This window comes from Streptomyces sp. NPDC096048 (genome assembly GCF_044763415.1).
Lineage (GTDB): Bacteria > Actinomycetota > Actinomycetes > Streptomycetales > Streptomycetaceae > Streptomyces.
Map to the genome: position 1 here is coordinate 130,135 of NZ_JBIWGG010000009.1, position 13,099 is coordinate 143,233.

At 71.6% G+C, this 13,099-nt stretch carries 12 protein-coding genes; 5 read left to right on the top strand and 7 right to left on the bottom strand.

All coding sequences use genetic code 11. From position 1 onward, the window contains the following. The first annotated feature begins 140 nt into the window (after positions 1-140). On the top strand, positions 141-929 hold the full coding sequence (locus tag ACIQ6R_RS25205; protein ID WP_404223588.1) for a ferritin-like domain-containing protein: 789 nt from the start codon (positions 141-143) through the stop codon (positions 927-929). A 25-nt stretch (positions 930-954) separates the two neighbouring features. Here ACIQ6R_RS25205 and corA read toward each other — a convergent pair whose 3' ends face one another. After that, positions 955-1,950: a magnesium/cobalt transporter CorA gene (corA, locus tag ACIQ6R_RS25210; RefSeq protein ID WP_404223590.1), complete on the bottom strand. Its 996-nt coding sequence runs from the start codon at positions 1,948-1,950 to the stop codon at positions 955-957. A 61-nt stretch (positions 1,951-2,011) separates the two neighbouring features. Between corA and ACIQ6R_RS25215 the strand changes: the two genes are divergently transcribed. From ACIQ6R_RS25215 to mshC, 4 genes are all read left to right on the top strand, one after another. Then, positions 2,012-2,698: a histidine phosphatase family protein gene (locus tag ACIQ6R_RS25215; protein ID WP_404179811.1), complete on the top strand. Its 687-nt coding sequence runs from the start codon at positions 2,012-2,014 to the stop codon at positions 2,696-2,698. 76 nt (positions 2,699-2,774) lie between these two features. Continuing rightward, on the top strand, positions 2,775-3,365 hold the full coding sequence (locus tag ACIQ6R_RS25220) for a DUF3090 domain-containing protein (RefSeq protein WP_404179808.1): 591 nt from the start codon (positions 2,775-2,777) through the stop codon (positions 3,363-3,365). After that, positions 3,329-4,159 carry an SCO1664 family protein gene (locus ACIQ6R_RS25225; RefSeq protein WP_404223592.1) on the top strand — a complete coding sequence of 277 codons (831 nt, stop codon included), beginning with the start codon at positions 3,329-3,331 and terminating at the stop codon, positions 4,157-4,159. Before ACIQ6R_RS25220 ends, ACIQ6R_RS25225 begins: the two co-directional genes overlap by 37 nt. A 112-nt stretch (positions 4,160-4,271) precedes the next feature. Then, positions 4,272-5,501, top strand: coding sequence for a cysteine--1-D-myo-inosityl 2-amino-2-deoxy-alpha-D-glucopyranoside ligase (gene mshC / locus ACIQ6R_RS25230; RefSeq protein WP_404223594.1), 1,230 nt, complete (start codon positions 4,272-4,274; stop codon positions 5,499-5,501). A 59-nt stretch (positions 5,502-5,560) separates the two neighbouring features. Here the strand turns inward: mshC and parJ are convergent, their stop codons facing one another. The 6 genes from parJ to ACIQ6R_RS25260 all read right to left on the bottom strand — a co-directional run bounded on the left by parJ (position 5,561) and on the right by ACIQ6R_RS25260 (position 12,662). Continuing rightward, the gene (gene parJ, locus ACIQ6R_RS25235) at positions 5,561-6,553 is read right to left on the bottom strand and encodes a filament polymerization regulator ParJ (RefSeq protein WP_404179799.1); all 993 of its coding nucleotides are present in this window, start codon (positions 6,551-6,553) and stop codon (positions 5,561-5,563) included. Positions 6,554-6,706: 153 nt separating this feature from the next. Next, entirely contained in the window at positions 6,707-7,378 is a 672-nt protein-coding gene (locus ACIQ6R_RS25240) for a FadR/GntR family transcriptional regulator (RefSeq protein WP_404223596.1), read from the bottom strand. A 146-nt stretch (positions 7,379-7,524) separates the two neighbouring features. Further along, complete coding sequence (locus ACIQ6R_RS25245; protein ID WP_386323113.1) at positions 7,525-9,141, bottom strand: FAD-dependent oxidoreductase; 1,617 nt, start codon at positions 9,139-9,141, stop codon at positions 7,525-7,527. A gap of 8 nt (positions 9,142-9,149) precedes the next feature. Continuing rightward, entirely contained in the window at positions 9,150-10,688 is a 1,539-nt protein-coding gene (gene glpK, locus ACIQ6R_RS25250; protein WP_386323115.1) for a glycerol kinase GlpK, read from the bottom strand. Positions 10,689-10,773: 85 nt separating this feature from the next. Beyond that, positions 10,774-11,568 (bottom strand): MIP/aquaporin family protein, encoded by a 795-nt coding sequence (locus ACIQ6R_RS25255; protein WP_404223599.1) that lies wholly within the window; start codon positions 11,566-11,568, stop codon positions 10,774-10,776. 329 nt (positions 11,569-11,897) lie between these two features. Continuing rightward, complete coding sequence (locus ACIQ6R_RS25260) at positions 11,898-12,662, bottom strand: IclR family transcriptional regulator (protein WP_404179787.1); 765 nt, start codon at positions 12,660-12,662, stop codon at positions 11,898-11,900. Between the last annotated feature and the right edge of the window lie 437 nt (positions 12,663-13,099).

Genomic DNA, 13,099 nt, shown 5'->3' on the forward strand with positions numbered 1-13,099 from the left:
CTCCTCGTGTTCCCGGCCGTCCTTCTTTTGGCTGAGTCGCCCGCCGCACCTGTTGCCGCGCCTCATCTCCCGCACTTGACTCGGTCTTCGCGGAGTCTGCGGAACCTGCGCAACCTTGCAGAGGCAGAGAGGTGCCACCGATGCTTTCGGCCAAGAGCCTGTTCCAGGAGATCCTCGACAACGACGAGTCGTTCCGTCTCTTCTGCTCCATCGCGGCCAGCGGCGAGACCCAGGGCGGCTGGGAGAACGCGCGCATCGCGGCGCTCGTACCGGAGAGCGAGCGCGCCCTCGCCCCGAAGATCACCCGGCACGGCGCGGACGAGGACAAGCACGGACGGATCTTCAACGCCCTGCTGAAGAAGCGCGGCCTCGAACCCGTCAAAGTGCCCCCCGAGACCGACTACACCATGCTCCTGGAACGGCACGGCATCGGCCTCGCCCACGAGAAGCTCAAGGCCGACGAGCCCCTCACGGAACGGGACATCATCACCTACCTCGCGCACAGCAGGGTCACCGAGCAGCGCGCGGCCGAGCAGATGGCGCTGCTCCTCAAGTACTTCGCGGACCACCCGGACCTGGGCCGGGCCGTCCGGATGATCTCGGCCGACGAGGACGACCACCTCGCCTACTCCCACGAGGAACTGCTGCGCTTCGCCGCCGCCGGGCACGGCCGGTACATCCAGCGGACGCTGCGCGCGTGCGCGCTCGCCGAGATCCGCGTCCACCGGGACGTCAGCCTCGCGGTGATGGACCGCATGGGGCGCCTCCTCGGGTGGTCGCGGGCCAAGGCGGCGATGCTCGCGGCGGGCATCCACGCGATGTACGCCTACGAGCGGCTGGCCGGCTGGCGCCGCATGGTGACGCTGCGGACACCCGCACGGCGCGACGCGCTCGGCGGTCCCGCCGCCGCGGCCCCGGAGGTCGCCTGACGGCCCACCGCGGGCGCCCCGGGCCCTACAGCCAGCCCCGGCGCTTGAACAGCCGGAACAGCAGCACCTCCAGAGCGGCCATCAGCACGATCACCGCCGGGTAGCCCCACTCCCAGTGCAGTTCCGGCATGTGGTCGAAGTTCATGCCGTAGACCCCCGCGAGCATCGTGGGGACCGCCGCCATGGCCGCCCACGCGGAGATCTTCCGCATGTCGTCGTTCTGCCGGACGCTCGTCTGCGCCAGATGCGCCGACAGGATGTCCGAGACCAGCCGGTCCAGGCCCTCCACCGACTCGTTCACGCGCGTGAGGTGGTCGCTCACGTCCCGGAAGAACGGCCGCGCCCTGTCGTTCACGAACGGCACCCCGGCGCCGAACGCCTCCGTCCCGGCCAGCCGGGCCAGCGGCGGCGCCAGCGGGCCCGTCGCCCGGCGGAACTCCAGGATCTGCCGCTTGAAGGTGTAGATCCGGGACGCGGTGTGCCGCGAGCCGCCGCCGTCCGGTGAGAAGACCTCGGCCTCCAGCTCCTCCAGGTCGTTCTGCAGCTCGACCGCGACGTCCAGGTAGTGGTCGACGGCGGCGTCCGCTATCGCGTACAGCACCGCGGTGGGCCCCTTGCCGAGCAGCTCGGGCTCGTGTTCCAGCCGCTGCCGTACGGTCTTCAGCGGGGCGCCCTCGCCGTGCCGGACGACGACCACGAACGCGTCGCCCAGGAAGATCATGAGCTCGTCGGTGGAGACGGCGTCGCTCTCCGGCTCGTACTCCACCGCCTTGAGGACGGCGAAGAGCGAGTCCTCGTACACCTCCAGCTTGGGCCGCTGGTGCGCCTTCAGGGCGTCCTCCACCGCCAGCGGATGCAGCCCGAACTCCTGGGTGACCAGGTCGAACTCGTCCTCCGTCGGTTCGTGCAGCCCGATCCAGACGAAACCGCCCGCGGTCCGCGCCTCGTCGAGGGCGTCGGAGAAGTCCTCGGGTCCGTCCGTGCGGTGCCCGTCCCGGTAGATGGCGCAGTCGACGATCACCGAACACATTCTCCCTTCGCCCCGGCGCCCGAGCACCGTGCTGTATGCCTACCCTGTCCGCATGCCCACGCTGATCCTGGTCAGGCACGGACGTTCCACCGCCAACACCGAGGGGCTGCTCGCCGGCTGGACGCCCGGCGTCGCCCTCGACGAACGCGGGGCCGCACAGGCCGCCGCGCTGCCCGGTCGGCTCGCCGCCCTGCCGCTCTCAGAGATCGTCACCAGCCCGCTGCAGCGCTGCCAGGAGACGATCCGCCCCCTGCTCGACGCCCGGCCCGGGCTGAGGGCGCACACCGACGAACGGATCGGGGAGTGCCACTACGGCGACTGGTCCGGCCGCAAGCTCGCGGAGCTCAAGGACGAGCCCCTGATGGAGGTGGTGCAGGCGCACCCCTCCGCCGCGGCCTTCCCCGGCGGCGAGTCGATGCGCGCGATGCAGACCCGAGCCGCCGAGGCGGTGCGCGAGTGGAACGCGCGCGTGGAGCGCGACCACGGCGCCGACGCCGTATACCTCATGTGCTCCCACGGCGACATCATCAAGTCCCTCGTCGCGGAGGCGCTCGGCCTCCATCTCGACCTCTTCCAGCGGATCTCCGTCGAGCCCTGTTCCGTCACCGCGATCCGCTACACCCGGCTGCGTCCGTTCCTCGTCCGGCTCGGCGACACCGGTGACTTCGCCTCCCTGGCCCCGCACGAGGAGCCCCCCGGCGACCAGGCCCCGGTCGGTGGTGGTGCGGGCGCACCGTGATCGTCGGCCGCAGTAGGGTGAAGCGGTCGCAGCAGTGCCTCCGCTTTCCTTCCCCCGACTTCCATGGAGACAGGACGTGTCCCGTCAGGTGTTCCTCTACGACCCACCGGAACGTTTCGTGGCCGGTACGGTCGGGCTGCCCGGGCGCCGTACGTTCTTCCTCCAGGCCACCGCCGGCTCCCGGGTGACCAGCGTGGCCCTGGAGAAGACCCAGGTCGCCGCTCTCGCCGAGCGCATGGACGAACTCCTCGACGAGGTCGTGCGGCGCAGCGGCGGCAGCACCGTCGTCCCCGCCATGGCGCCCACGGAACCCGCCGACACCGCCCCGCTGGACACTCCCGTCGAGGAGGAGTTCAGGGTCGGCACCATGGCGCTGGCCTGGGACGGCGAGGACCAGCGCATGATCGTCGAGGCGCAGGCACTCGTGGAGCTGGACGCCGAGTCCGAGGAGGACCTGGCGGAGGCCGAGGAGCGGCTGCTCCAGGACGAGGAGAACGGTCCGCCGATGCTCCGGGTCCGCCTCACCGGCGCGCAGGCCAGGGCCTTCGCCAAGCGCGCCCTCGACGTCGTCAACGCCGGGCGGCCGCCGTGCCCGCTGTGCAGCCTCCCGCTCGACCCGGAAGGACACGTATGTCCGCGCCAGAACGGATACCGCCGCGGAGCGTGACCACCGACGCGGCGACCGCCGAGTTGCTCGCCCAGGGCGAGCTGACCGTGCGCGGACGCATCCGTGACGCCTCCAACGCGGCGCTGTACTGCACGGTGACGCACGAGGGACGCGAGGCGGCCTGCGTCTACAAGCCGGTCGCCGGGGAGCGGCCCCTGTGGGACTTCCCCGACGGCGACCTCGCCCGGCGCGAGGTCGCCGCGTACGAGGTCTCCGAGGCGACCGGCTGGGGCCTCGTACCACCCACCGTGCTGCGCGACGGTCCGTACGGCGAGGGCATGTGCCAGCTCTGGATCGAGGCGGTGCCGGAGACGGAGCTGCTCGCCCTGGTGGAGGACGAGGAGCCCGGCGCCGGCTGGAAGGCGATCGCCCTCGCCGAGGTCGCCGAGGGCCGCACCGCGCTGCTCGTGCACGCCGACGACGAGCGGCTGCGCCGGCTCGCCGTCCTGGACGCCGTGATCAACAACGCCGACCGCAAGGGCGGGCATCTGCTGCCCGCGGACGGGGAACGGCTGTTCGGCATCGACCACGGGGTGACCTTCCACACCGAGAACAAGCTGCGGACCCTGCTGTGGGGCTGGGCGGGGGATCCGCTCACCGGGGAGGCCCTGGTGGTGCTCGACGCCCTCAGGGAGGCCCTGAAGGACGGCGGGGCCCTGGCGATCCGGCTCGGCGCGCTGATCACCCCCGCCGAACTCGACGCCACGCGCGCGCGTGTGGACGCGCTGCTGGCCTCCGGGAAGCACCCGGAACCGAGCGGCGAGTGGCCGGCCATCCCCTGGCCGCCGGTCTAGAGAGCCGGCAGCCCCCACCCGCACACCGGCCGGTTTCGCGCAAGAGCGCCTTACCGGCCATCCGGCCCGGTCCGGTTCGTGTACGGAACACCCGTCCGGTTACGCTCATGACATGCATGCCTGGCCCGCTTCCGAGGTCCCCGCCCTGCCTGGTCAGGGTCGCGACCTGAGGATCCACGACACCGCGACCGGCGGCCTGGTCACCCTCGACCCCGGTCCCGTCGCCCGCATCTATGTCTGCGGCATCACGCCGTACGACGCCACCCACATGGGGCACGCGGCGACCTACAACGCGTTCGACCTCGTACAGCGCGTGTGGCTCGACAACAAGCGGCAGGTCCACTACGTCCAGAACGTCACCGATGTCGACGACCCGCTGCTGGAGCGGGCCGTGCGCGACGGCGTCGACTGGACCGCCCTCGCCGAGAAGGAGACCGCCCTCTTCCGCGAGGACATGACGGCGCTGCGGATGCTGCCGCCGCGGCACTACATAGGCGCCGTGGAGGCCATACCCGGCATCGTCCCGCTCGTCGAGCGGCTGCGGGACGCGGGCGCGGCGTACGAGCTGGAGGGCGACACCTACTTCTCCGTCGAGTCCGACCCCCACTTCGGCGGCGTCTCCCACCTCGACGCCGCCGCCATGCGACTGCTCTCCGCCGAGCGGGGCGGCGACCCGGACCGGCCGGGCAAGAAGAACCCGCTCGACCCGATGTTGTGGATGGCCGCCCGCGAGGGCGAGCCCAGCTGGGACGGCGGCTCCCTCGGCCGCGGGCGCCCCGGCTGGCACATCGAGTGCGTGGCCATCGCCCTCGACCACCTCGGCATGGGCTTCGACGTCCAGGGCGGCGGCTCCGACCTCGCCTTCCCGCACCACGAGATGGGCGCCTCGCACGCCCAGGCGCTCACCGGCGAGTTCCCCATGGCCAAGGCGTACGTGCACGCCGGCATGGTCGGCCTCGACGGCGAGAAGATGTCCAAGTCCAAGGGCAATCTGGTCTTCGTCTCGCGGCTGCGCCGCGAGGGCGTCGACCCGGCGGCCGTCCGGCTCACCCTGCTCGCCCACCACTACCGCTCCGACTGGGAGTGGACCGACCAGGTGCTTCAGGACGCCCTCGCCCGGCTGGAGCGCTGGCGCGCCGCCGTCTCCCGGCCCGACGGCCCGCCCGCCGAGACACTCGTCGAGGAGATCCGCGAGGCCCTCGCGAACGACCTGGACTCCCCGGCCGCGCTCGACGCCGTCGACCGCTGGGCCGCGCTCCAGCAGGAGAGCGGCGGCACGGACATCGGCGCCCCCGGCGTCGTCTCCCGCGCGGTGGACGCGCTGCTGGGCGTCGCTCTGTAAGCAGGCGCACACGGAAACAGGGGCGCTTCCCGCCGGGAAGCGCCCCTGTTTCCGTATGTTCAGTCCTCCGACGATTCCTCGTCGTCCCCGCTCGCCTTCGGCGGCCTCGGCGGGCGCGTACGGCCGCTGGGGTTGTCCCGCAGATACGGCGTCCCGGAGGTGCCGTCGCCGCCGTCCGCCGTGGCGTGGCCCCCCGGCCCGCCCGGTCCGGAGCCGTCCCGGCGCCGCAGATACCGCTCGAACTCGCGGGCGATCGCCTCGCCCGACGCCTCCGGCAGCTCCGCGGTGTCCCGGGCCTCCTCCAGCGACTGGACGTACTCGGCGACCTCGCTGTCCTCGGCGGCCAGCTGGTCCACACCCACCTGCCAGGCACGCGCGTCCTCGGGCAGCTCGCCCAGCGGGACCCGCACGCCGATCAGGTCTTCCAGCCGGTTCAACAAGGCCAGCGTGGCCTTCGGGTTCGGCGGCTGCGACACGTAGTGCGGCACCGCCGCCCACAGTGACACGGCCGGAACGCCCGCGTGCGTGCACGCCTCCTGGAGGATGCCGACGATGCCCGTGGGGCCCTCGTACTTGGTCTCCTCCAGGTCCATGCGCCGGGCCAGGTCGGCGTCCGACGTGGTCCCGCTGATCGGGACCGGACGCGTGTGCGGCGTGTCGCCCAGCAGGGCGCCCAGGACGACCACCAGCTCGACGCCCAGCTCGTGGGCGAAGCCCAGCAGCTCGTTGCAGAACGACCGCCAGCGCATGGACGGTTCGATGCCGCGGACGAGGACCAGGTCGCGCGGTTTGTCGCCGCCGACCCGGACCACCGAGAGTCTGGTCGTCGGCCACGTGATCTTGCGGACGCCCGCTTCCACGAACACCGTGGGACGGTTGACCTGGAAGTCGTAGTAGTCCTCGGCGTCCAGCGCCGCGAACACCTCGCCCTTCCACTCCCTGTCGAGATGCGCGACCGCGGTGGAGGCGGCGTCGCCGGCGTCGTTCCAGCCCTCGAACGCGGCCACCATGACCGGGTCGACCAGCTCGGGAACCCCCTCGAGCTCGATCACCCAGCGCCTCCTTCCGACGTGCCCTCGCGTACCCCCCAACCTTACGGCGTGCCGAGGGACCGCCCGCAGCCCCCTCGCACGGGGGAGTGAACGCATCACTGCCCCGTTCCCGGCGGCCGGACACCCGACCGCCCCCGCTTGATCGGAGCCGGGTCAGAGGGTGGTGCGCAGCCACTGCTCCACGGACGCGATGTGCACCGTCGCCCAGGAGCGCGCCGCCTCCGCGTCCCGGTCGCGCAGCGCGGCGAGGATCGCTCGGTGCTCGCGCAGGGTGCGACTGACCGCGTCCTCCTGGGTGAGCCCGCGCCAGACGCGGGCCCGGGTGGTGGGCCCGGACAGACCGTCGAGGACGGAGCAGAGCACCGAGTTGCCCGAGGCCCCCACGATGACCCGGTGGAACTCCAGGTCGCAGGCGACCAGTTCCTCCACCGACGGTTCGTCGCCGAGCGCGTCGAGCCGGCTCTCCAGCGCGTCCAGTTCCCGGTCGGTGATCCGGGAGGCCGCCGACGCGGTCGCGGCCGGCTCCAGGATGCGGCGCACGGCGAGGAACTCCAGGACGGTGTCGTCGCGGTGGAAGTCGACCACGAAACCGATGGCCTCCAGCAGGAGCTGCGGATCCAGGCTGCTGACGTACGTGCCGTCGCCCTGCCGCACGTCCAGGATCCGGATCAGGGACAGGGCGCGTACGGCCTCGCGCAGGGAGTTGCGGGACAGGCCGAGGTCGGCGGCGAGCTCGCTCTCCTTGGGGAGCCGGTCGCCGGGCCGCAGCGCGCCGGAGACGATCATGCCCTTGATCTTCTCGATCGCCTCGTCGGTGACCGCCACGGCCGACCTCCCTGTGTCTCCGGATGCCGCTCAGACATCCGATGTCTCCCGACATTATGGGGGCCGGTGCGGCCTGCGACGCGCGCGCGTGAGGCGGCGGCTCCATCGGCGCGGAGCCGCCGCCTCACGCAGAGTGCGGCCGGGTCCTACTTCTTGTCGAGCAGGTCCTGGACCTTCGCGCGGACGTCGTCCGTGGCCAGGCCGCGGATCGTCAGCGTGGTCCGCCGGCGCAGCACGTCGTCCTGCGTCTCGGCCCACTCGTGGTCCCGGGCCCACACGACCTGCGCCCAGATCTCCGGGGCGTCGGGGTGGACCCGTTCGGCCAGCTCCGGGTTGTCGTTGGCCAGGCGGGCGATGTCGAAGGCCAGCGAGCCGTAGTGCGTGGCCAGGTGCCTGGCGGTGTCCGCCGCCATGCGCGGGCCGGGTGCCGGGCCGTCCACCAGCAGCCGGTGCGCGACCGCGCGCGGGTTGGCCACGCCGGGCAGCGGCAGCTTCTTCGGCAGCGAGGCGATCGGCTCGAAGTCGTCGCCCAGCGGGTGGCCCGGCAGCGCCTCCAGCTTCTTCATGACCGTACGGCCGATGTGGCGGAAGGTGGTCCACTTGCCGCCCGCGACCGACAGCATGCCGCCCCGGCCCTCGCTGACGACCGTCTCGCGCTTGGCCTTCGCGGTGTCACCGGGGCCGCCCGGCAGCACGCGCAGACCCGCGAAGGAGTACGTGATCAGGTCCCGGTCGAGCTGCTGGTCGCGGATGGAGAACGCGGCCTCGTCGAGGATCTGGGCTATGTCCTTGTCGTTGACCGCGACGTCCGCCGGGTCGCCCTCGAACTCCTCGTCGGTCGTGCCGAGCAGCAGCATGTCCTCCCAGGGGAGGGCGAAGGTGATCCGGTACTTGTCGATCGGGGTCGCCAGCGCGGCCTTCCACGGCGCGGTGCGCTTGAGCACCAGGTGCGCGCCCTTCGACAGGCGGATGGACGGGGCCGCGTTCGGGTCCTCCATCCGGCGCAGGTGGTCGACCCAGGGGCCGGTGGCGTTGAGCACCAGGCGGGCGCTGACCCCGAACTCGTCGCCGGTCAGCCGGTCCTTCAGCTCGGCACCGGTCACCCGGCCCTTGGTGAAGCGCAGTCCGGTGACCTCGGCGTGGTTCAGGACGACCGCACCGGAATCGACCGCCGCGCGGACGGTCATCAGCGCCATGCGGGCGTCGTTCATCTGGTCGTCGCCGTACACGGCCACGGCCTTCAGGTTGTCGGTGCGCAGCTCCGGCACGTCCTGCGCGGCCTTGGCCGGGGAGAGCAGGTGGCCGACGCCGTCACCGAAGGCGGACAGCGCCGAGTACGCGAAGACACCGGCGCCGAGCTTCGCCGCGCCGTGCGGCCCGCCCTTGTACACGGGGAGGTAGAAGGTGAGCGGGTTCGCCAGGTGGGGGGCCACCTGGCGGGAGACCGCACGGCGCTCGAAGTGGTTCTCCGCCACCAGCTTCACCGCGCCGGTCTGCAGGTAGCGCAGACCGCCGTGGAGCAGCTTGGAGGAGGCGGAGGAGGTGGCGCCGGCGAAGTCGCCGGCGTCGACCACGGCCACCCTGAGGCCGGACTGCGCGGCGTGCCAGGCGGTGGAGATGCCCAGGATGCCGCCGCCGATCACGAGAAGGTCGTACGACGCCTTGGAGAGCTGCTCCCGGGTCTCGGCCCGGCTCGGGTTCGAGCCGGAGGCCGGGTGCGTCCCCAGGGCAGGCACGGACTGCAGGGTGGACTGAGTGGTCATTGCGGTTCTTACTCCTCGTCCTCGAGCCAGCCCATGGTCCGCTCGACGGCCTTGAGCCAGCTCTTGTACTCACGGTCGCGGATCTCCGCGTCCATGCGGGGGGTCCACTCGGCGGCCCGCCGCCAGTTGGCGCGCAGGTCGTCGGTGCTGTTCCAGAAGCCGACGGCCAGACCGGCGGCGTAGGCGGCGCCGAGGCAGGTGGTCTCGGCGACCATCGGGCGCACCACGGGGGCGTCCACGAAGTCGGCGAGGGTCTGCATCAGCAGGTTGTTGGAGGTCATGCCGCCGTCGACCTTGAGGGCGGTCAGCTCCACACCGGAGTCCTTCGTCATGGCGTCCGCGATCTCCCGCGTCTGCCAGGCGGTGGCCTCCAGGACGGCGCGCGCGAGGTGCGCCTTGGTGACGTACCGGGTGAGACCGGCGATCACACCGCGGGCGTCGGAGCGCCAGTACGGGGCGAAGAGGCCGGAGAAGGCCGGCACGAAGTAGGCGCCGCCGTTGTCCTCGACCGTCAGGGCGAGGGTCTCGATCTCGGCGGCGGTGGAGATCAGGCCCATCTGGTCGCGCATCCACTGCACCAGCGAACCGGTGACGGCGATCGAGCCCTCCAGGGCGTAGACCGTGTCCTGGTCGCCGATCTTGTAGCCGACCGTGGTCAGCAGGCCCGAGTACGAGTTGATGAGCTTGTCACCGGTGTTCATCACCATGAAGGTGCCGGTGCCGTACGTCGACTTGGTCTCGCCCTCGGAGAAGCAGGTCTGGCCGAACAGGGCCGCCTGCTGGTCGCCGAGCGCGGAGGCGACGGGGATGCCGCCGAGCAGCTCGCCCAGCCTGCCGCCCGTGATCTCGCCGTAGACCTCGGCGGAGGAGCGGATCTCGGGGAGCATCTGTGTCGGCACGCCGATGGACTCGGCGATCTTCTCGTCCCACTGCATGGTGTGCAGGTTCATCAGCATGGTGCGCGAGGCGTTGGTGACGTCGGTGACGTGCTTGCCGCCGTTCACCCCGCCGGTCAGGTTCCAGATGACCCAGGTGTCCATGGTGCCGAAGAGCAGGTCGCCCGCCTCGGCGCGCTCCCGCAGACCGTCGACGTTGTCGAGCAGCCAGCGGGCCTTGGGGCCGGCGAAGTAGGAGGCGAGGGGAAGGCCCGTCTCGCGGCGGAAACGGTCCTGGCCGACGTTGCGGCCCAGCTCCCGGCAGAGGGCGTCGGTGCGGGTGTCCTGCCAGACGATGGCGTTGTGGACGGGCTCACCGGTGTTCTTGTCCCAGACCAGCGTGGTCTCGCGCTGGTTGGTGATGCCGATGGCCTTGATGTCGTCGCGGGTGATGCCGGCCTTCTCGACCGCCCCGGCGACGACCTCCTGGACGTTGGTCCAGATCTCGGTGGCGTCGTGCTCGACCCAGCCCGGCTTGGGGAAGATCTGCTCGTGCTCCTTCTGGTCGACGGAGACGATGCGTCCGTCGCGGTCGAAGACGATGCAGCGGGACGAGGTGGTGCCCTGGTCGATCGCGGCGATGAAGGGGCCTGCGGTGTGGGCGTCGGTCACTGTGTGCTCCTGGGATTCCGTGGTGTGGTGGCCGGTGCGTACGGCGGGTGTTCTGCGACTCGATGATGGCCGAGCGGATGCCCGCTCAGGCGAACGCGACGTTGTAGACACCTGCGGCGAGCGCACCGCCGATCAGCGGACCGACGATCGGGACCCAGGCGTAGGACCAGTCGGAGCCGCCCTTGTTGGGCAGGGGCAGCAGGGCGTGCACGATGCGCGGACCGAGGTCACGGGCCGGGTTGATCGCGTAGCCGGTCGGGCCGCCGAGGGACAGACCGATCGAGACGACCACCAGCGCGGTGATCAGGCCGCCCAGGATGTTGAGGCCGTTGCCCGCGTCGTTCAGACCCTGGGTGAGGACGGCGAGCACCAGGACGAAGGTGCCGATGATCTCGGTGGAGAGGTTCTGCACCGCGTGGCGGATCTCGGGGCCGGTGGAGAAGATGCCCAGCACGGGGCCGGCGCCCTTCTCCTGGGCCTCCACGGCCTTGGCCGTGGTGTCCTGCGCGCCCGGCCCGCCGACGATCTCGCAGTCGGTGAGGTGGGCGAGGAACTGGCCGTAGTAGGCGGCCCAGACCAGCACCGCGCCGATCATGGCGCCGAGCATCTGTCCGGCGAAGTAGGTGGGGACGTTGCCCCACTCGCCGTCCTTGACGGCGATGCCGACGGTGACGGCCGGGTTCAGGTGGGCGCCGGAGAGCGGGCCCGAGATGTACACGGCCGTCATGACGGCGAAGCCCCACCCGAAGGCGATGGCGAGCCAGCCGGCGTTGCGGGCCTTGGAGGCCTTGAGCGTCACGGCGGCACACACGCCGCCGCCGAGCAGGATGAGTATGGCGGTACCGATGGTCTCGCCGATGAAGATGTCGGAGCTGGACACCCGCGACTCCTTTGTCCTTCGTCCAGGGGAAGCCGAACCCCCGGGTCCCTCCGGGTGTTCCGGCGCCCTCGGTATGAGAGCGATGGCGGCCCTTGGCGTTGTCACACTCTAACGCGTATTGCCGGTAGGTGTTCGACAATGCCGACCGATGGACGCGAGTCTCGCTTCGGCGTCGCGCATGCGTCAAGAGCTCTGTAATCGAAAGCACGATCGTTATTGATCGTTGTGGGCTATCGGTCTTCGGGCGCGGCGTGTGCCGCCGGGAACGCGGAAGGCCGGAACGCCTTCGGCGTCCCGGCCTTCGGCTTCCCGGCCCGTGCCCGCGGGCCCTAGAACCGCCCGGCGCCCAGGTCCCGCGACACCGCGCGGGCGCAGTCCCGCACCGCCGCGACCAGCTCGGTGCGCAGCTCGCCGTCCCGGCACAGCCGTTCCACGGCCCCGGTGATGCCGACCGCGCCCACCGGCATGCGCCTGCGGTCGTGGATCGGGGCGGCGATGGAGGCGATGCCCTCCCAGGTCTCCTCGACGTCCGCCGCGTAGCCACGCGCGCGCGTGATGTCCAGGATGTGCTCGAACCTGTCCGGCTCGCAGACGGTCCGGTCCGTGTACGCCTTGCGGTCGGCCTCCAGGGCCTCGCTGTGCGCCACCGGGTCGTAGGCCGACAGCACCTTGCCCAGCGCCGTGGAGTGCAGCGGCTGCATGGCCCCGATCTCCAGCACCTGCCGGCTGTCGTCGGGCCGGAAGACGTGGTGCACGATCAGGACGCCCTGCTGGTGCAGGACGCCGAGGTGGACGCTCTCACCGCTGGAGCGCGCCAGGTCGTCCGTCCACACCAGGGCGCGTGCCCGCAGCTCGTGCACGTCGAGGTAGGTCGTGCCCAGGCGCAGCAGCTCGGCGCCCAGCTGGTAGCGCCCGGAGGTGTCGTCCTGCTCGACGAAGCCCTCCTGCTGGAGGGTGCGCAGGATGCCGTGCGCGGTGCCCTTGGCCAGGCCCAGCGACGAGGCGATGTCCGACAGGCCGAGCCGCCGCTCGCCGCCCGCGAGCAGGCGCAGCATCGCGGCCGCCCGTTCGAGCGACTGGATGTTCCGTGCCATCGACGTACTGCCTCCGTCCCCTTCGACTGCCGACCTCGGCGTCGCTGACGTCGTTCGGCAATGCCGAACACTACCGGTCGATGCCGACCTCCCGCTAATGGTCGGCGGGCAACTGTTGCACTCCGGCCACGTCCTGATGGCCCGGACCCGCGTCCCGGACCCGCGTCCCGGCCGACCCTCCAGCGGCCCACCGGCCGTCTCCGGACCGTCCCCGGACCGTCCCGGGCTCACCTCAGGACCGCCCCGGGGGCGTCCCCGGCCCGTTCCGGGGCCGCCATGTTCACCCCCATGGCGGGCATCCGGCCCCGCCATACTCGTCCGTCTCGTGGACGCCCCGACCATCAGCCCCCGGTCCCGGCTACCCTGGCGGCGTGCGTTCTCCCCCGGGACGTTCCCTGCGGACGGCACCGGGCAGCGCAAAGCCGACAGCCGTCGCA

Excerpts from the sequence above, each read along its gene's own strand:
- ACIQ6R_RS25215 (WP_404179811.1), top strand. The coding sequence starts at position 2,012 with ATGCCCACGCTGATCCTGGTCAGGCACGGACGTTCCACCGCCAACACC.
- mshC (WP_404223594.1), top strand. The coding sequence starts at position 4,272 with ATGCATGCCTGGCCCGCTTCCGAGGTCCCCGCCCTGCCTGGTCAGGGT.
- ACIQ6R_RS25225 (WP_404223592.1), top strand. The coding sequence starts at position 3,329 with ATGTCCGCGCCAGAACGGATACCGCCGCGGAGCGTGACCACCGACGCG.
- ACIQ6R_RS25245 (WP_386323113.1), bottom strand. The coding sequence starts at position 9,141 with ATGACCACTCAGTCCACCCTGCAGTCCGTGCCTGCCCTGGGGACGCAC.
- ACIQ6R_RS25205 (WP_404223588.1), top strand. The coding sequence starts at position 141 with ATGCTTTCGGCCAAGAGCCTGTTCCAGGAGATCCTCGACAACGACGAG.
- ACIQ6R_RS25260 (WP_404179787.1), bottom strand. The coding sequence starts at position 12,662 with ATGGCACGGAACATCCAGTCGCTCGAACGGGCGGCCGCGATGCTGCGC.